The 19,233-nt window shown below is 54.5% G+C and carries 17 protein-coding genes; 11 read left to right on the top strand and 6 right to left on the bottom strand.

What is annotated here, in order from left to right:
* Positions 1-144 precede the first annotated feature (144 nt).
* From dctP to JXO50_05560, 4 genes are all read left to right on the top strand, one after another.
* A complete protein-coding gene (dctP, locus tag JXO50_05575; protein ID MBN2332560.1) occupies positions 145-1,203 on the top strand; it encodes a TRAP transporter substrate-binding protein DctP in 1,059 nt (352 codons plus the stop codon).
* 274 nt (positions 1,204-1,477) lie between these two features.
* Complete coding sequence (locus JXO50_05570; protein MBN2332559.1) at positions 1,478-2,728, top strand: acetyl-CoA C-acyltransferase; 1,251 nt, start codon at positions 1,478-1,480, stop codon at positions 2,726-2,728.
* Positions 2,729-2,736: 8 nt separating this feature from the next.
* Entirely contained in the window at positions 2,737-3,519 is a 783-nt protein-coding gene (pcaD, locus tag JXO50_05565; protein ID MBN2332558.1) for a 3-oxoadipate enol-lactonase, read from the top strand.
* A gap of 156 nt (positions 3,520-3,675) precedes the next feature.
* Positions 3,676-4,269, top strand: a complete 594-nt coding sequence (locus JXO50_05560) for an alpha/beta hydrolase (protein MBN2332557.1) — start codon at positions 3,676-3,678, stop codon at positions 4,267-4,269.
* Positions 4,270-4,293: 24 nt separating this feature from the next.
* Here JXO50_05560 and JXO50_05555 read toward each other — a convergent pair whose 3' ends face one another.
* Both JXO50_05555 and JXO50_05550 read right to left on the bottom strand, forming a co-directional pair.
* A complete protein-coding gene (locus JXO50_05555; protein ID MBN2332556.1) occupies positions 4,294-5,520 on the bottom strand; it encodes an amidohydrolase in 1,227 nt (408 codons plus the stop codon).
* A gap of 135 nt (positions 5,521-5,655) precedes the next feature.
* Entirely contained in the window at positions 5,656-6,804 is a 1,149-nt protein-coding gene (locus JXO50_05550; GenBank protein MBN2332555.1) for a CoA transferase, read from the bottom strand.
* A gap of 313 nt (positions 6,805-7,117) precedes the next feature.
* On the opposite strand from JXO50_05550, the gene JXO50_05545 reads away from it, so the two are divergent.
* The 7 genes from JXO50_05545 to JXO50_05515 all read left to right on the top strand — a co-directional run bounded on the left by JXO50_05545 (position 7,118) and on the right by JXO50_05515 (position 14,321).
* Positions 7,118-7,960 carry an amidohydrolase gene (locus JXO50_05545; GenBank protein MBN2332554.1) on the top strand — a complete coding sequence of 281 codons (843 nt, stop codon included), beginning with the start codon at positions 7,118-7,120 and terminating at the stop codon, positions 7,958-7,960.
* A gap of 33 nt (positions 7,961-7,993) precedes the next feature.
* Positions 7,994-8,203, top strand: coding sequence for a hypothetical protein (locus JXO50_05540; protein ID MBN2332553.1), 210 nt, complete (start codon positions 7,994-7,996; stop codon positions 8,201-8,203).
* A gap of 2 nt (positions 8,204-8,205) precedes the next feature.
* A complete protein-coding gene (umuD, locus tag JXO50_05535) occupies positions 8,206-8,676 on the top strand; it encodes a translesion error-prone DNA polymerase V autoproteolytic subunit (GenBank protein MBN2332552.1) in 471 nt (156 codons plus the stop codon).
* 198 nt (positions 8,677-8,874) lie between these two features.
* The gene (locus JXO50_05530; GenBank protein MBN2332551.1) at positions 8,875-10,140 is read left to right on the top strand and encodes a Y-family DNA polymerase; all 1,266 of its coding nucleotides are present in this window, start codon (positions 8,875-8,877) and stop codon (positions 10,138-10,140) included.
* Between the two features lie 74 nt (positions 10,141-10,214).
* The gene (locus JXO50_05525; protein ID MBN2332550.1) at positions 10,215-12,866 is read left to right on the top strand and encodes a bifunctional acetate--CoA ligase family protein/GNAT family N-acetyltransferase; all 2,652 of its coding nucleotides are present in this window, start codon (positions 10,215-10,217) and stop codon (positions 12,864-12,866) included.
* Positions 12,867-12,923: 57 nt separating this feature from the next.
* Positions 12,924-13,718 (top strand): 2-hydroxyglutaryl-CoA dehydratase, encoded by a 795-nt coding sequence (locus JXO50_05520; protein MBN2332549.1) that lies wholly within the window; start codon positions 12,924-12,926, stop codon positions 13,716-13,718.
* Between the two features lie 99 nt (positions 13,719-13,817).
* Positions 13,818-14,321, top strand: a complete 504-nt coding sequence (locus JXO50_05515; protein MBN2332548.1) for a rubrerythrin family protein — start codon at positions 13,818-13,820, stop codon at positions 14,319-14,321.
* A gap of 87 nt (positions 14,322-14,408) precedes the next feature.
* Here JXO50_05515 and JXO50_05510 read toward each other — a convergent pair whose 3' ends face one another.
* The 4 genes from JXO50_05510 to JXO50_05495 form a co-directional block, all read right to left on the bottom strand.
* Positions 14,409-15,761: a glycerate kinase gene (locus JXO50_05510; GenBank protein ID MBN2332547.1), complete on the bottom strand. Its 1,353-nt coding sequence runs from the start codon at positions 15,759-15,761 to the stop codon at positions 14,409-14,411.
* Between the two features lie 369 nt (positions 15,762-16,130).
* Positions 16,131-16,901, bottom strand: a complete 771-nt coding sequence (locus JXO50_05505) for a lactate utilization protein (GenBank protein ID MBN2332546.1) — start codon at positions 16,899-16,901, stop codon at positions 16,131-16,133.
* A 55-nt stretch (positions 16,902-16,956) separates the two neighbouring features.
* A complete protein-coding gene (locus JXO50_05500) occupies positions 16,957-18,408 on the bottom strand; it encodes an iron-sulfur cluster-binding protein (protein ID MBN2332545.1) in 1,452 nt (483 codons plus the stop codon).
* Entirely contained in the window at positions 18,405-19,148 is a 744-nt protein-coding gene (locus tag JXO50_05495) for a (Fe-S)-binding protein (GenBank protein ID MBN2332544.1), read from the bottom strand. The genes JXO50_05500 and JXO50_05495 overlap by 4 nt, the downstream gene beginning before the upstream one ends.
* Positions 19,149-19,233: the final 85 nt, after the last annotated feature.

The following is a 19,233-nucleotide window of genomic DNA, read 5'->3' as shown; positions in this document are numbered from 1 at the left end:
TTGCAGGGCAACGTTACTGCTGTACTTTTCTCATTATTTTCCATCAGAAAAGGGATGGTTTGCTGTTCCCAAGATGTTTTGCCAAACGGATTCGGTTGGCTCAACCGAAGGGAGGAAACCTTAACAACTGCGGAGGAGGAGTGTATGAAAGAGAAGATTTCTAGGCGAAATGTACTTAAGGCAGGTGCAACTGCGGCGGCAGTAGGGGCGGCAGGCGTTATTCCTAAAGTGGCCCGTGCCGCAACAAAGAAGGCGACAATAAAGTGGCGCATGCAAACCCACTGGCCGACTGGGGTGGGGTACTACAAGGATGTCTACGTTAGATTCTGTGATCGGGTCAGGGCTGCCAGCGACGGTGAGCTTGATATTACGCCGCTGCCGCCGGGCTCTATCGTGCCTACGAAGGATGTTTTCGAAGCTCTGGGGCGTGGTTTATTTGAAATTTCTCTTATTTGGCCCACGTACTGGATGGGAAAAGTTCCGGTCGCTGCATATGTCAACGGCCAGCTGTTTACTTGGCAAACCGTTGACGAGATGTATGCCTATTTTTATGATATGGGGGCCATCGAAGTTTTCAGACAGGCCTATGTTGACCATGGTGTCCGCCTTGTAGCTCCGTTGCCCATGGCTGGTGTTGGACTTTATTCCAAGAAACCACTCAAGACACTTGCCGATTTCAAAGGATATAAAGTGAGAAGTACCGGTATTGCCGCCCAGGTTTTCCAGAAAGCCGGAGCGACACCGGTATTTTTCCCTGGCGCCGAGTTGTATCAGGCTCTCCAGACCGGTGTTTGTGAAGGGGCGCATTGGGGAACTATTTCCACTGGTTGGGACATGAAGCTGCAGGAAGTATGTAAATATATTATCAAACCTAATTTGGCTGAAATCAATAATGGCGAAATTATTATGAACCAAAAGAAATGGGCTGCCTTGCCACCCCATCTGCAAGCTGTTGTTGAGGAATGTGCCAGATCCGCGGGCGTTGATTTTCTTACATGGTCCGGCTACAACGATATTTTGGATATCAAAGTCTGGAATGACGAAAAAATGGGTGAGATTTCCACCTTAGACGGTGATACGGTAGCCCAGCTCCGCAAGTTTGCCATTGAAGTTTTGGATGAGTACTCCAAGAAGGATCCGAAGTATTGTGCCAAGGCTGGTGATATACTTAAAAACCTTATGAAAATGACCGGCCGGATATAACCGACTGATCGGCGGTCCGTTTAAGGCGGACCGCCGATCAGTATATGTGTCCACTATTTTTTCAAAGAGGTTTTCGTCCCTTTAGTCTACAATGTCCTGCCGAATCATAGGGTTCCTGTTCAACTATTCCGCTGGATCCGATCTATCGGCTTTGGTCGGTAGATCGGTGGTCAGCTACAAGGCGACCTAAAGCTTGCTTGGATCGTTTATGGCGCTATTGATGGGTATTTCCCCCGTTTAGGGGGACTGGTGACCAGCTTAAGGAGAGTTTTCCATGGAAGATGTTGTTATTGTTTCAGCCTGCCGGACAGCCATCGGTTCCTTCGGCGGTACTCTGAAAAATCTGAATGCAGCCGCTTTGGCCAGTGTCACCATGAAAGAAGCGGTGGAACGGGCAGGCATTGATCCGGGCATTATTGATGATGTTCGATACGGCTGCTGCATTGAACCGGCTGAAACCCTTAATGTGGCTCGGGTTGCGGCACTCTTGGCTGGGATTCCCGATCCTGTTCCCGCGGTTACCATTAATCGGGTCTGTATATCAGGAATGGAAGCGGTCATATCCAGTATGGCCATGATCAAAGCTGGTATGGCGAATGTGATTCTGGCGGGTGGTGTTGAACACATGTCAGGGGTAGCGTATCATATTACCGGTGCTCGCTGGGGCTGCCGTCTTCAGGATCAAGTGATGGTCGATGCTTTGATCCGTTCTCTCTACTGTGGGTCTCACGTGATTCCGCATCCTGAAGATGGACCGGTGGACAGCAGTCAGTCCCCTCTATCGATATTTAAAGGGAAACCTTATATTATGGGGTTGACAGCAGAATTTGTGGCTCAGTATCTGGGTATTTCTCGTGAAGAAATGGATGAGGTGGCTTTGAGAAGTCATAATAACGTTGAAGATGCCACCAAAAAAGGACGTTTTAAGGAAGAAATTGTCCCGGTGGAAGTTCCTCAACGGAAAAAACAGGCGGTAGTATTTGAGCAAGATGAACACTTCAGACCTGCCATGACTATGGCCGATCTTCAAAGTCTGCCGCCCGCTTTTGTGCCGGGCAGCGGGAAGGTAACAGCCGGAAATTCAAGTGGTCTGAATGATGGGGCGGCCGGTTTGCTCATCATGTCTGCGTCGCGAGCACGTGATTTGGGGCTCAGACCGATAGCTGTTATTCGGGCTGTGGGAAGCGGAGGATGCCATCCTTCCATTATGGGGCTGTCACCAGTGCCGGCAGTTCAAAGTATGCTTTTCTCCAGTAAACTCAAAGTCGCTGATTTTGAACTGATTGAGATTAATGAAGCTTTTGCGGCCCAGTATATAGGTTGTGAACGTGAGCTGGGGCTTAACCGTGAGATAACCAATGTGAATGGATCAGGGATTGGACTGGGTCATCCCATTGGGGCAACTGGTGCAAGGATTATAGTGTCGCTCATCTACGCGATGAAAAACCGGGGGAAATCCTTGGGCATGGCCACGCTCTGTGGCGGTGGCGGTGTATCAATGGCCTGTGCCATTGAAATGTTGTAGGAGGGCGCATGCCTTTAGCCGAGGTAAATGGAACGATTATCAACTATCGCTTCGATGGACCGGATGAGGGGCCAGTGGTGATGTTTTCGAACTCGCTGGCCGCTGCGCTTAGTATGTGGGACATGCAGATTCCGGCGCTGGTTGAGGCAGGGTATCGAGTGTTACGATATGATAGCCGTGGTCATGGACAGTCATCAGTTTCAGAAGGGCCATATTCAATTGAATTATTGGCCGAAGACGCTGTGGGATTGATGGATGCGTTTGGTCTGGAGAAGGTCCGCTTTTGCGGCCTTTCCAAAGGTGGAATGGTCGGTCAGATGTTGGCCACACAGTATGGTGACCGATTACATTCTTTGGTGCTTAGTTCAACTTCAGCCTTCATGTCTCCACGAGAAATCTGGGACAAGCGTATCGAAACGGTTCAAAAGGATGGTATGAAAGCGGTCGTTGACGCCACTATCGACCGATGGTTTACCAAAGCTGGTCAAGCTCTTCTCCCTTTGGAAGTGGATCGAATACGACAACTGATTCTCAACACTCCGGCGAATGGATTTTGTGCTTGCTGTGCTGCAATTAGAGACATGGATCAGCGTGATTCCATCCGCGCTGTCTCAACTAAAACATTGGTGGTGGTGGGCGCGTGTGATCCAAGTACTCCTGTTTCATCTGCGGAATTTATCCACCAACAGATAACTCCCTCTGAGTTGATGGTTATTGCCGAAGCAGCTCACTTGGTTAATGTGGAAAAGGCAAACGTCTTCAATGAAGTACTTTTAAGCTTTTTTGAGTAGACATTTCCCCATCATAGTCACTGTGTACCGTTGTAAGGCCTCATGAAAAAAATTCCCCTTATACTCATTCCTGGGTTGCTGTGTGACGCTTCACTATGGAAGCACCAAGTCCTCTCTCTTAGCCATGTTGCCTCTTGTACGATAACTGATAAACATATGCACTATGATACTATTGGCAAGATTGCAGAGGCAATTGTTTCAGAGGCCCCGCCAAGTTTTGCGTTGGCAGGGTTGTCCATGGGGGGATATATTGCATTGGAGATCTGCCGTAAGTTTGGTGAGAAGGTAGATCGCTTGGCACTCATTGATACAACGGCGCGAGCTGATACTGCTGTGCAAACGGCTCGTCGAGAAGCTCTGATAGCCCGATGCCAGGGAAATAGGTTTAATGAAGTGATCGAAACCATCTACCCATTGTTAATTCATCCAGCCAGGCTCAATGATTCTCAACTGCGACATCAGGTGGTTTCCATGGCTTATGGGATGGGGCCGGAAGTTTTTATTCGCCAGCAGCGTGCAATCATATCCAGGATCAATCAAGTGCCACATCTTTCGAAAATCTCCTGTCCTACAGTGGTTGTTTGTGGTGAACAGGATCAAATTACACCGCTCGAATGTTCAGAAGAGATGGTTGCGAACATGAGTGAAGCTGAATTGTTTACAGTCAGCAACTGTGGTCATATGAGCACTTTGGAAAAGCCTGATAAAATTTCCAGCATAATGCATAAATGGCTAACGGGAGAACGGTAGCGGGCGTTTGGTAACATTATTAATCTATGAAAGGAGTTCAAACGCCAAACTTTTAAATGCTTGCACTCCAAAAAGTATTAAACGTTCATCAACGTCGAATGATGGATTGTGCAAAAAAACTGTTTTATCAGAAAGATTTTCGGGTAAACTCCCGCCCACCAAGAAAAGAACCCCGGGCACTTTCTCCGTCATGAATGAGAAATCTTCGCCTCCCATGGTTGGTTTGTAATCGGTGAACAAATTATCTTTTTTGATAAATCTTGAGAAAACTTCCGCAACTTTTCGCGTTAAGCGACTATCATTTACTGTTTGTGGATAGACCCGCTTATATTCGATAGCAACGTTGCAGTCAGGGTGTACCGAAGACGCACTATGCCGACAAATGTTCTTGAATTCGGCTTCAACCGTATCTTGAATTGCGCTGCTGAAAGCCCTGATGCTCCCTCTAAATTGTGCAGTGGCCGGAATAACCGCAGGGGCGTCATATGACCCGGCATTGGCATAGCAGACAGATAAGACTGCATGATCTAACCCACTTATTCTCCTTGAAACTATTGTTTGTAAATCATTTATTATTCGACTCATTGCCAGCAGTTGATCGCTTGCTTTTTCAGGTGCGGCACCGTGTCCGCCTATCCCGCTGATTGTAACGGTAAAGTAGTCTATAGACGCAAAAAAAGGTCCATCTCGAAAACCTACTTGGCCAACGGCAAGATCCGGCCAACAGTGGAGAGCAAACACCGTAAGAACATCATCCAGATACCCCGCCTTTACCATCTGCTTGCCGCCGGCATATCCTTCTTCGCCGGGTTGAAACAATAACCTGATTTTTCCTTTAAGACGGTCCCTGTGCTGGTGGATGATTTTTCCGAATCCTATTAAGATCGCCGTATGCAAATCATGACCACAGGCATGCATCTTGTTGTCATACTTGGAACGGAAATTCATTTGATTTGGAAAATGAGTTTCGGTTGTAGTTTCTGAGATGTCAAGTGCATCCATGTCAGCTCGAAATGCTATTGTGGGGCCGGAACTGTTGCCCGAGATATCAACAACCACGCCCGCGGTTGGTTCACCTTCAATAATATTGACATGTTCCATACCGTCAAATTGTTCTTTGACGTAGGCAACAGTTTCTGGTTGCACTGGCCCGACTTCAGGATGGGCATGGATGTGCCTCCGCATTTTGATTAAATCTGTAAAAAGATCCATTATGTCTTGGTCTATTACGCTCGTATCAACACTATTCATTATAATTCTCCTTGCGTCGTCAGGCAGAAGTCAGGCGGCTGATGCATTTAATCGCGCAATGGGTTGACAACGTTGAGTCCATGATGACAGAGGGACATTTGCCTAAAACCGATAACGAGTGACTTTACATTGCGGTCATAGTACCTTTTTTTCTGCCAAAGTCTTTATCTCTTCCTGAGTATAGCCGAATTCTTCAAGGATGGCCGTGGTGCTTTCACCAAAGTCAACCGGCGGGGTGCGGACTGAGCCGGGCGTTTCACTCAGTTTCACCGGAACTCCCAACGTCTTTGACATGCTTCCATCCTTCCCTTTAACGTCAACAACCATTTCCCGCTGGCGAAACAGGGGGTCTGCCATCACTTCTGACAATGACTGGACACGCCCCCAGCAGATATCATGATCGGCCAGAACCGCATCCCATTCATCCAGGGTTTTTTGTTTAAATGTTGTGCGCATTGCCGCAATTATTTCCTTGCGCCGCGAGTCGTCATATTGCAGCAGAGCATATTCCGGCACGTCGAGAAGATCGCAGAGCTGCGCCCAGAAGCGGTTTTCAACCGCGCCAATGCTCAGGTATCTGCCGTCGGCCGTTTCATAGGTGTTGTAGCAGGCGTAGCGGTGGGACAGCAGCTCATCGGCACGCCTGGGTTCCTGGCCGGTGCGCTGCTGGAAAAACAATGAAGTGGGAAGAAAACCTGCCATGCCGTCGGTCATGGAAATGTCGATGTATTGTCCTTTGCCGGTTTTTTCCCGTGCGAACAGGGCCAGAAGAATTCCTATGGCCGCGTTCATGCCGCCGCCGGCAATGTCGGCAATGGGCACACCGGGAATAGATGGGGGATGACCAGACTCACCGATGAGATCCAGAACGCCGGCATAACTTAAATAGTTTGCATCGTGGCCGACCCGGTCGCGAAATGGACCGTCTTGACCATAACCGGTGATGGAACAGTAGATGATGCCCGGGTTGATGTCGCGAACCTCCTGGTAGCCGACCCCCAGCCGGTCAACGACCCCTGGGCGGAAACCTTCCATGACGACGTCGGCGCTTTTGACCAAACGAAAGAATATCTCTTTGCCCTCGTCAGTCTTCAGATTCAACGCCATATGCTCTTTATTTCTGTTGATGAGGTTGAAAAAAAGGTCGTCCGCTAAAAAACGCTTATCTTCGATGGCAATAACCCGGGCTCCATGATCAGCCAGAACCATCGAGCAATAAGGGCCGGGTAGAAGACGAGACAGATCAATGACGGTTATGCCATGAAGGGCACCAGCTTTTGACATCGGTTTCTCCTTGATAGATAGTGGCTTTCAATAGGTAAATGCAGCGGTTAACTATGTTTGATGTCAAAGGATACTTCATATGGTGTTTTTTAGTCCAGAGGTTTTCTTAGCCGATGCCTTAAAAACATCATTGCTCTGTCGATCTGAGAATCCGTGATATTCGAAAGTTCATGATTTCTAGGGAACTGTTGATATGTCAGGCCTCAGTTGAGGGATTAACACGCAATAACCAAATAACTCAAAAGAGTATTGTCGGAAGCTGGCGATGGAGAAAAAAGTTGCGCTCCCAGGGGCAATGGGGTAGGTTTGGGGTATGGATATTATCGATATTCACCTTCATGTGGGACATGTGTTTGAGTGGAGTCCGGCAGCGGTGCATCTGTGGATGAATACCGGGCCCTACCGGCAGCAGATCTACAATGACGACGGGGTGCTGGTGCCGGAGCAGTATCACCGGGTGCTGGCGGCCGAGGGTATTGTCGGCGGCGTCCTGCTTCCTGAGTATTCCCCCGAGACTGCCGGTGTGCTGCCGGTGGAGGGCACCTTTGCGATTAGCAGCCGGTTTCCCCAGTATCTGCCTTTTGGGGCGGTCAATCCGCTGGTCCATGACGATGTGGTGGCTGAGTTTGAACGGCAGCTGGCCTTGGGGGTACAGGGCCTGAAAATCCATGGGGTTCACGGCCTCTTTCCGGTCAATGATCGGCGGCTCTATCCCCTCTATGAGCTGTGCGTGGCAAGAAGTCTGCCGGTGATGTTCCATGCCGGGACCTCGGTGTTTCCCAAGACCAAGCTGAAGCATGCCGATCCCTATCTTTATGATGAGGTGGCGGCCGATTTTTCCGATCTGACCATGATTCTCTGCCACGGCGGCCGGGGGTTCTGGTACCAGTTGGCGGAGTTTATGCTCATCCGCCATGCAAACGTCCATATTGATATCTCCGGCCTGCCGCCCCAGAACCTGCTGACCTACTATCCAAAGATGGAGCGGCTGGCGGACAAGTTTCTCTTCGGCTCCGACTTTCCCGGGGTGCCCGGTCTGCGCCGCAACGTCGAAAAGATGGAGCAGCTTGGCCTGAGCCGGCCGGCGCTGGCGCAGATCTGCTATCATAACGCGGTGCGGATTATGCCATTCGGCCACCGAATTACGCAGACGTAAGGTCCCCGGGGTTTTTCGGCCATGGTGAGCAGGATGTCCAGAAAGCTGTCGGTTTCCGGGTTGCAAGCGGTTTTGGCCGCCGGACGAATCACCCGGATGGTGATTCGCGGTGGGCGCCTCGGAGCCGCCCACGGATGGGCGGCGAGAATGAGCGGCAAACCGGAGGCTGATAGCTTTCTGTCGTTAACGTCGTTCAAGTCGTTCAAGAGGGGAAATCATTTTTTCATTGGTTGCGAATCATGAGCATGCAAACCCGGAGTATTCCTGGCCATAATCATGTGGCACCTGTGCGGGTGGTTGAGCTGTTTGCCACAGACCTACAGGCGCCGGTCTGCCGTCTGCCGCTGGCGGTGGCCTCGGTGTCCGCCGGCTTTCCTTCGCCGGCCGATGACTACCTTGAGGGGGCTCTTGATCTCAATCAGTACCTGATCAAGCATCCGGCGGCGACCTTTTTTGTCCGGGTGGCCGGTGATTCGATGATTGAGGCGGGTATCCATGATGGCGACCTCTTGCTGGTTGACCGTTCCCTGGAAGCTGCTGACGGTCGGGTGGTGATTGCCGTCATCAATGGAGAACTGCTGGTGAAACGGGCCCGGACCATGGGGGAACGGCTCTTTCTGCTGCCGGAAAACCCGGCGTATGAACCCATCGAAGTGCGGGAAGAGATGGACTTTGAACTGTGGGGCGTGGTTACCTACGTCATCCATTCGCTCTAATCCACCCTGAAAACGATGGCAACTGTCTGAAACTGTCAGGCCAGGGTTGCAAGTGGTTTTGGGCACCGGACGAATCACCCGGATGGTGATTGGCGGCGGACAGCTCGGAGCCAGCCATGGACTGCCGGGGAGAATAAGCGGAAACCTTGTCCTGGCAGCTTGGTAACCGCGGGAAGAATACATGTAGGTGTATCTCTCATGCCCAGGGTTTTTGCTCTCGTTGATTGCAACAACTTCTACGTTTCCTGCGAGCGGGTGTTCAACCCGGCCCTGAAAAACCGTCCGGTGGTGGTCCTTTCCAACAACGACGGCTGTATCATTGCCCGCTCCAATGAGGCCAAACAGCTGGGCATAACAATGGGCCAGCCTTGTTTCCAGGCTCGGTCCCTCCTTGAGCGGCATCAGGTTGCCGTTTTTTCCTCCAATTATACCCTATATGGCGATATGTCCCGTCGAGTGATGGCCATCCTGGCCGGTTTTACCCCGGAGCTGGAAATTTATTCCATTGATGAAGCCTTTTTAAGCTTTACCGGCCTTTCTCCCGAGCGCCGCCGGCAACAGGCGGAAGGCTTGATCGCCGCGGTTCGCCGGGGGCTTGGCATTCCTGTTTCGGTGGGGGTTGCCGAGACCAAAACCCTGGCCAAAATTGCCAGCCGACTGGCAAAAAAGTCGGTAAAAGCCGGCGGCGTGGTTGACCTTACCGCATCGATGCACCGGCCGCAGGCGTTGGCTATGACCGGGGTGGCCGATGTCTGGGGGGTTGGCCGGCGGACGGCGGTCAAACTGCGCAGCTGGGGGATTGAAACCGCTCTCCAGCTGCATGACTGTGATGACCAGTGGCTGCGGCAGAAGCTCGGGGTGATCGGCCAGCGGCTGGTGCTGGAACTGCGGGGCATTGCCTGCCTGGGGGTGGAACAGTGCCCGTTGTCGCCGAAAAGCGTCCGCTGCTCCCGGTCGTTCCGGGAGCCGGTGGAAACCCTGGCCGCCATGCAGGAAGCGGTGGCTGCCTATCTTGCCCGGGCGGTGGAAAAAATCAGATCCCGGGAGCTGGCCGCTTCGGTGCTGATGGTGTTTCTGCAGACCAGTCGCTTTGTGCCGGAAAACCGGTATGATGATTCCCGGGTGGTGGAACTGCCGGTGGCCAGCAGCTCAACCCGTGAGCTGTTAGGGTATGCCATGACCGGCATTGAGGCGATTTTCCGCCCCGGCTGCCGTTATAAAAAAGCCGGCGTTATCCTGGCCGGCCTGGTTCCTGCCGGCCAGGTGCAGCCGTCGATGGTTGACCGGTATGACCGGCAGCGGGAGGGGTTGCTGATGCAGGCTGTGGATGGCATCAATGCCCGACTGGGCAGCGGCACGGTCACCTTTGCCGCCGAAGGTCTGGATTCACCATGGCGGCTGACGGCCGACCACCGGTCGCCGGCCTATACCAGTCGCTGGTCTGATATTCCGACAGTCAGGTAACTGTATGGCAACGATGTTCATACAGGATGGAGAGGAAAACCGGTTGGCCGGTCAGCTGAAGAGAGGGGGCGCGGATGGGAATCTATAATCTTGACCATTTGTTTGCCCCCCGGACCATCGGTTTGATCGGTCACTTCGACTGCCGCTCGTGCAAGGAACAGGTTGTTTACCGGAACCTGCGTGATTCCCGGGTGGGCCGGACCCTGCTCATCAACATGAGTGGCTGTGATAATCCTGACTGCCCGTTCACGGCCGGCGGGCAGTGCTACCCGGCCATTGCGGCGGTGCCGGATGCCATCGATCTGCTGATCGCCTCCCTGCCGCTGTCCGAGATTCCCGCACTGCTCGATGATTGCCGGCATGCCAGGGTAAAGAACATCGTCATTGCCCGGGGCGGCTTGGCGGTTGAGGATGAACAGTATGAACAGCTGATTACCAACGCTGCCCAGCGCCAGAATATTCGTCTTCTCGGCTTCAATTCCTTCGGTTTGATCGTTCCCGGCCGGCAGTTCAATACTTCGTTTTTTGAAACTGCCCCTGACGACGGCAAGATTGCCCTCATTTCCCAGAGTGGCGCGGTCATTTCCTCCATCCTCGATATGGCCAGGGAAAAAAAGGTCGGTTTCAGCCATGTGGTCAGTCTGGGATCACTGGTGGACGTTGATTTTGGGGATATGATTGACTACCTGGGATGGGAATACAATGTCCGCTGCATTCTGCTCTACATCGAAAATCTGAAGAACGTTAAGAAATTTCTCAGCGCCTGCCGTTCGGTGGCCCGGGTGAAACCGATTGTTGCCGTTAAAGGCGGGAAAACCGCCCTGAGCCAGGCAATCATCAAGAAGCATACCGGGCGTTTCGCCGGCGAGGACCGGGTCTATGACACGGCCCTGCGGCGGGCCGGCATCATCAGGGTGGAGAGTATTTCCGACTTGCTGGCGGCCGGGGTTGCCCTGGTGCCGCAGGCGGTGCTTGCCGGTGAACAACTGGGCATTATTACCAATTCCGGTGGTGTCGGGGTGATGGCGGTGGACAACTTGGCCAGCCGGCAGGTGCAGATACATTCCCTGTCCGCCGCCCTGGGTGACCGTATGCGGGAATATATCGCCCCCTATTCGGGTACCTTGAATCCCGTCTGCATCGCCAGCGATGCCGACAACCAGCGCTTTATCAAGGTCATCCGACTGTGCCTTGAATCGCGGGAGTTTGACACCCTGATGGTGATCATGGTGCTCAGCGGTTTTCTGCAGCCGGAAAAGATTATTGCTGCCGTTCGCTGCCTGGCTGAGGAATGCCGGGTTAAGATGCTCTACATCCTGTTAGGTAACCGGGAGGTCTATGCCCGGCGGGTGGCGGAACTGGAGAATCGCGGCACCAGCATCCATTTCAGCGTTGAAGAGGCAACCAATTCCTACTATTACGGGATGCGCTACTATGCCAAACTGAACAAGGTGGTGGTGGTGCCGCCCCGTTTCAACCGGGAGTTGACCTACCATCATGACGAGGTCCGGGAGCTGATTGCCGCACGGCTCGGGGAAGCGCGGCAACTGCTCAGCGAGACGGAAAGCAAGCAAATCCTCCAGCTCTACGAATTGCCGGTCAATCCCACCGATATCGTTAAAACCCTGCCGGCGGCTCTGGCGGCCGGCGATCATTTTGGTTATCCGGTGGTGCTGAAAAATAATGACCCGGTTTATTATCACAAAAGTGATTCCGGTGGCGTTATACTCAACATCCATAACCGGGGAACGCTGAAGAGGGCGTGGATGAAGATGCTTGCGGTTTTCGGTGAACCCGGTGCCGATGGCTTTACCGTTCAGCCACTGGTCGAACCGGTCCACTACGAGCTTACTATGGGGGCCGGAACGGACCGTGAATTCGGTCCCTATCTGTTTCTTGGGATGGGCGGCCTGATGTCCAGAGTGGTGCGGGATGAGGCGGTTATTCTGCCGCCGCTGAACCGCTTTCTGGCCCGCAAGCTGATTGAAAAGACCGCACTGCCACGCTGCCGGCAGCTACGGCCTTTTACGATGGAAGTTCTGGAGGAGATACTGGTCCGGCTTTCCCAGCTGGTGGTTGATTTTCCCGAGATTTATGAGCTGCATGTTGATCCTCTGGTCATCAGTAATAATCAGTTCCGCATTGTTGACGCCAAAATTGTTCTTAAGGACCGGGGTGTTATCTCGCCCAACCATCTGGCCACCACCCCCTATCCCAACCAGTACGAGTTTACGGAAAGCCTGAGAGACGGTACCGAGGTTCTCATCCGGCCCATCAAGCCGGAAGATGCCGAGGCCCACTATGCCATGATCGATTCATTTTCCCATCAGACGCGATACAACCGGTTCTTCAGCCATGAAAAGCATATTGGTGATGCGCAGATGGTCCGTTTTACCCAGATTGACTACGACCGTGAAATTGCCATTGTCGCTAAAATAAGGCAGGGGGAGCGCGAACTGAGCATCGGTACCAATCGGCTGGTCTACTACCCCCACAATGACGAGTATGAATTTGCCATTGTGGTCGCCGATGACTGGCAGAACAGCGGTGTAGGCTCCCTGTTGATGGATAAACTGCTGGTTATTGCCCGGGATCGGCAGATTAAAAGGATTTACGGCCTGGTGTTGATGAACAATCTGCAGATGATGAAATTTATCAAGAAATTTGGTTTCCGGGTGGTTGAATATGAAGAGGATGTGGCCCGCATCCAACTGGTGCTGGACTGATGCTGCCGGCCTTGGGGCGGTAGCGAAGCCATCAAGTGTTATGAAGAGTGATCTCTAATGGATGAATTTTTTTGTGGTATTGATATCGGTTCCCTTTCCTGCGAAGCCGTGCTGGTTGATGCCGCCGGGGTGATCCGCGGCTGGCAGGAGATGGCTACCAGGCCCAACCATCTGCAGACCGCCCGAGAGATTCTTGACCGGCTGCTGACGGCAACGGGGCTCGATGAAGGCCGGATTGCCGCCGTCGTCGGCACCGGCTACGGCCGGCGCAATATTCCCTTTGCCGATCATCAGGTGACTGAGATCAGCTGTCATGCCCGGGGAGCGGCGGCCTGTTTTCCAGCGGTTGACATGCTCATTGATATCGGCGGCCAAGACAGCAAGGTGATCCATGTTGACGGTACCGGTATGGTCCTTGACTTTGCCATGAACGACAAGTGCGCCGCTGGCACCGGCAAGTTTCTCAACGTCATGGCCCAGACCCTGCAGTTGTCGCTGTCCGATTTGGGGCCGGTTTCTTTGCAGGCTCGAAAGGGCACAGAGATCAGCAGCATGTGCACCGTGTTTGCCGAGTCCGAGGTGATCTCCCTGATTGCCGCCGGCGAGCCGGTGGCTGAGATCGCCTGGGGGGTACATCTGGCCATGGCCCGGCGGGTGGCCAGTATGGCAAAACAGCTAGGTCTTAAAGGCCGTCCGGCATTTACCGGTGGAGTGGCCCTCAATGCTGGAATGATCAAGGCGCTTGAAATTGCTTTGGGGGTGGCACTGCTGGTGCCGGAGGTGCCCCAGATTGTCGGGGCGTATGGGGCGGCGTTGCTGGCCAGGGATAGGTTTATGGATGAAAAGCCTTGATGCCTCCGTATTTTAAACTTGACTAAAATAATTATTTTTGATAATTACTCGTCAACTATTGAATCACATAAATAATGATGTTGTGACAAGGAGGAAATCATGGGTAAGACAATGGATAATCTGGCGGCTGCTTTTGCCGGTGAAAGTCAGGCTAACCGCAAATACCTTGCCTTTGCCAAAAAGGCCGACCAGGAAGGCTTTGGCCAGATAGCCAAGTTGTTCCGAGCGGCCGCAGAGGCGGAAACCGTTCATGCCCACGGCCATCTGCGGGCCATGGGTGGCATCAAGGATACCAAGGCTAACCTGCAGGAGTCAGTTGTGGGTGAAAGCCATGAATTCAAGGTGATGTATCCCGAGTTCATCGCTACTGCTAAAGAGGAAGGAGAAAAAACCGCCCTGAAGATGTTTGAGTGGGCTAATGAGGTTGAAGAGATTCACCATGGCCTCTATGAGCAGGCAGCGGCGGCCATTGAGGCGGGTAATGACCTGCCGTCTTCTGAGATCCATGTCTGCAGCGTCTGCGGCAACACGGTGATCGGTGCCTGCCCCGACAAGTGCAGCGTCTGCGGTGTGCCGGGAAGTAAATTCGAACAGATTTCCTGAAGTGAAAAGGCATTGTGCCTCATCGGCCCCCCCGGGGGGTGATTAAAAAGTTTTCCGGGGGAAGCAATGCAACAAAAAAGGTGACGCCTAACGGGTGTCACCTTTTTTGTTGGCGATGAGCATCAGGCGGAGGTCCATAACGTTGGTGTTGGTGGGGCCGGTTTTTACCAGGTCACCGAGACGGTCAAAAAAATGGTAGGCATCGTTGTTGGTGAGATAGTCTTTGGGGGTAAGCTGCAGACCTTTGGCGCGGGCCACGGTCAGGCCGTCAGCCACTGCTCCGGCGGCGTCGGTGGGGCCGTCGGTGCCGTCGGTGCCGACGCTGACAATAACCGTATGGGCCTGGTTTTCAATCTCCAGTGCTGCTGCCAGCACGAATTCCTGGTTGCGGCCGCCCAGGCCGCTGCCGGCGATGGTCACCGTTGTCTCGCCGCCGCTGATGATGCAGGCCGGGGCGGTGACGGGATTGCCGCTGGCCGCCACCTCTTTGGCGATGGCGCCGTGCATGCGGGCGATCTCCCGGGTTTCCCCCTCGATGAAGGTGGAAAGCACCAGGGGATGATACCCAAGGATGCGGGCGGCCGCGGCAGCCGCCGTCACCGCCTGGCGGTTGTTTGCCACAATCAGATTGGCAACCCGGCTGAAAAGCGGATCGCCTGGCTTCGGAGTTTCCGCAATGGCCCCGGCGGCCCCTGATTGCAGGTGCTTGATCACTGCTGGCGGCAGCTTCCCTTCGATGCCATAATTGCTGATGATCGTGAGACACTGGCCAAAAGTGGATGGGTCGCCGACGGTGGGGCCGGAGGCGATGCTTGCCAGCGGATCGCCGATGACGTCGGAAAGAATCAGGGAAAGGACTGTGGCCGGCGAGGCGAGTCGGGCCAGTTGGCCGCCTTTGAGGCCGGAGAGGTGTTTCCTGATGGTGTTGATCTCAGTAATATCGGCGCCGCAGGCGAGCAGCGTCTGGGTGACTGCCTGCTTATCCGCCAGGGTCAGGCCGTCAGCCGGCAGGGGCAGGAGAGCGGAACCGCCGCCGGAAATGACGCAGATGACCAGATCGTCCGGGCCGGCCTTTTCCAGCAGGCCAGTCAGCTGCCGGGCGCCGTCGACGCCGGCCTGATCAGGCAGCGGATGGCCGGCTTCAACGATGGTTGTCCGGACAACCCGATCCAGATGACCGTATTTTACCACCACTACTCCTGCCGTCAGCCGGTTATCCAGCAGTTTCTCCATGGCTGCGGCCATGGAAGCGCCTGCCTTGCCGGCGCCCACCAGATAGATGTGGCGGTAGTGGCTAAGATCGTAGCTGTTGCCGTTGCACAGCAGGAGATCATGCTGCCGCTGGACATGGGAACAGATTGCCGTTTTAGGATTGACCGCCTCAATCGCCTTCCTGATGATGGTTTTGGCATCCTGTCGTAAACGGGCAATAGGGTCCATGATCTGCTCCAATGTTGATAGTCTCGCTTCGTAACAACTCTCTCTTCTTCATTGAGCTGCAACCTTTGCCGCCGGGTGTACTCTCTTGTCCGCTTTATCCCTCAGGTTTTGTTTGTCCCAAAGTTGGAACCGTTACCAAAACCTTTGCAGAATGCCAGGGGTTTGCTCCGGCGAGTTTCATTGTGCGTCCTGGGTTTCGAGGCGTTTTACCGTTGGTTGTTACGAGTGTACCACTATTGATCGTCAGGTTCAAGAGTGATGGCGGCATACCACAGTTGGCCGTACGATGTCGGGTGGAAATCGGTTGCCGTGTAGCGCAGTGAACCAGCCTGCTTCAGCTGTAAGCCGGGGGAGTTGTGCAGGATGGTGTTATGTGTCGATGACCAGCAGATAAACATTCCGGGGGCCATGGACGCCGTAGACCATGGTGGCTTCAATATCGCCGGTTTTACTTGGCCCGGAGATCATGGTCATGCGGTTTGGCAGTTCATCCCTGCAGTCCGGGGAATTGGTCTGCAGCAGCGCGTGCAGCTCCTGCATGTCAGCCAGCAGCTGTTTCCGTCTGATGACGGCTATGTGAATGGCGGGCAACAGGGCAACACACAGGTCCTGTCCCGGCCGGCCTCGCAGCACCAGGCTGGCGGTGTCAGCCAGGCAGTAATCAGCCGAGGTTATGCCGGCGAAGGACGCTGCTACCCGGCGCCGGATGGTCTCCCGCTCGGCGGACCTCAAAGGGTGCATGGTCTGTTCCACACAGTAGATTGAGATGTTGCGTATGCCTAAATGGCTGACAAGATCCAGTTCCGTTACCAGGGGATGTTGCCAACAGGCAATGGTTCGTTTGCTGCCCCCTGCAGATATGTCGTCACTGAGCAGGGCGGCGATGGCTTGGCCGGCGGCCGTGCAGTTTGGACAGGAGATAACCTGGAGGTTGAGAAGGTGGCCTTCTGCCATCAGGCGGTCGAGAAGATCCTGTGTTTGTTCCGGGGATCGCCGGGAAATAGCTTTCACCAAGGCCTGCCGATCGGCATCATCGGGGCGTTCACAGACCTGTTTTTGTCGACGGCGGACGGCGGCCGGATGGCCGAGGGCCGCACGAAGGTTGGCAAGAAACTGCTGCTGATTGTTGTCGTCCATCATGCTGTTTTTCTCAGATGAATTGCCAAATCCTGCATCGTGTGCCGGTGCTGCAGATTTACCGCTGGTCTCTATTGCTGCCTTTGTGCAAGCGTTTCCAACGGGTGGTAAAGCTTTCCTTGGCCAGAGGTTTCAGGTCGCGGCTCATGGTCCAGCCGCTGAGGGGCTGTGGCAATCTGGAGATCACTTCCTTCCGGCCGGCCAGCAGCCTGCCGATGAACGAGCCGCACCTGAGGAAGAGATCATACACCGGTCGCTTGCCGATCATCAGGCTCCAGAGTTGGTAGAAAATCTTTTCGCCGGCTGATGTCTGCCTGACATCCCATTGTCGGTCGCCAACAGCCAGCTGCGCCCGCAGTTCCAAGAGCATGCGGGGAATGTCAATGTGGATGGGGCAGGCCTCTTTGCAGGCGCCGCACAGGGTCTCCCCGCGGCAGAGATCCTGATGTCGATTGATGCCGAACAGCAGGGGGGAGACCACTGCTCCCATGGGTCCGGGGTAGGGGGAGGCATAGGCATGGCCGCCGATGATGCCGTAGACTGGGCAGGCGTTGAGGCAGGCGCCGCAGCGCAGGCAGCAGAGGATTTCCCTGAACCGTTGATCGGCAAGAATTCGTGAGCGGCCATTGTCAAGAATCACCAGATGGAATTCATCAGGTCCGTCGATTTGGCCATTGCCGGCCGGCCCGCCGATGGTGCTGACATAGGCAGACATTTTCTGGGCCGAGGCGCCTCGGGTCAAAAGGCCAAGAAGTGTCCGGAGATCCGCCAGCCTGGCGGTAACTCGTTCCATTCCCATGATCGCCACATGAATCCGGGGGAGGATGGTCGCCATGCTGATGTTGCCCTCGTTGGAGAGGAGGGTGATCTGGCCGGTTTCGGCACAGGCAAGATTGCAGCCGGTAATCCCCATGTCGGCGTGGAGCAGTTTTTCCCGCAAAGCCTGACGGGCCGCCCGGGTGAGGGCGGGAGGATCGTCAGTGTAGTCTATGCCGAGCTTTTCCGCAAAAATCCTGCCAACCTCCTGGCGTGATTTATGGATTGCCGGCGCAATGATGTGGGAGGGATGTTCGCCGGCCAGTTGGACAATGAATTCCCCCAGGTCGGTTTCCGTGACTTCAATGCCGTTCTGCGCCAGGGCATGGTTGAGGCCGACCTCCTCGGCAACCATCGATTTCCCTTTGACTACGTTTTTAACCTGGTGTTTGCGAGCCAGCGAGACGCAGTAAGCGTTGGCTGCCGCGGCGTCTTCGGCAAAGAAAACCCGGCCGCCACGGTGGCGGATACCGGCTGCCAGGGCTTCCAGGAGGGTGTCGAGGTTTTCCACCGCTTCCTGGCGGAGTGTGCGGCCCTCCCGGCGGAGGTCTTCGCTGCCCGGCAGGCCGGCAAAGGATCGTTCGGCACCCTTGCCGAGCAGCTCCTGAAGAAGCCGCAGCATTTTCTGGAGTTGCGGGTCGCCGATCGCCCTGGCGGCCCGCTGACGATAGGATTGGCCGGATTCATCAGTCATGTCCGTTCTTCCCTGCCGGCCAGCAGTTGGGCGATGTGGAGACAGCGGACTGGCGATCCCAAGCGGCTGAGTCTGCCGGCGATATTCATCAGGCAGCTGATGTCGCAGCCGGTAACCACATGGGCGCCAGAATCGATGATATGGTTCACTTTCTTCTCCACCATGGCCGTTGATATCTCCGGATATTTCACTGAAAAGACGCCGCCGAATCCGCAGCAGCTCTCCGCTTCAGTCATTTCGATAAACGTTGCCCCCTTGATCGCCGCCAGCAGAGCCCGCGGCTGGCCGGCGATGCCCAATCCCCGGCGCAGATGGCAGGAGTCATGGTAGGTGATCCGGCCGTTATACGAGGCTCCCAGATCGGTGATTCCGAGGATGTCCACCAGGTATTCCGTCAGCTCAAAGGTTTTTGCTGCCACCTGCCGGGCCCGGGCCAGCCAGCGGCTGTCGTCCTGGAAAAGCTGCGGATAATGGTGGCGGACCATGTGGACGCAGGATCCCGACGGGGCGACAATGACCGGGGCGTGTTCGAAAATTTCAATGAAGCGCCTGGCAGCCGCCCTGGCCTCCCGGCGGTAGCCGGCGTTGAAGGCCGGCTGGCCGCAGCAGGTTTGGTCGGTGGGGTAGTCTACCATGATGCCGAGCTGTTCAAAAATCGACACTACCGCTGTCCCGACCTCGGGATAGATGCCGTCGATCAGGCAGGTGATGAAGAGGGTGACGGAGTCGGGCTCTCTGATGGCATTCACGGGAAAATCGTCATTGTCTAGGCTTATTGCGGCATTGCCGGAGGTGAAAAAAGTTGCTCAAGGGTGGCCGGGTAGT

Source organism: Candidatus Anaeroferrophillus wilburensis (genome assembly GCA_016934315.1).
GTDB lineage: Bacteria > Desulfobacterota > Anaeroferrophillalia > Anaeroferrophillales > Anaeroferrophillaceae > Anaeroferrophillus > Anaeroferrophillus wilburensis.
This window is presented reverse-complemented; position numbering and strand designations above follow the sequence as displayed.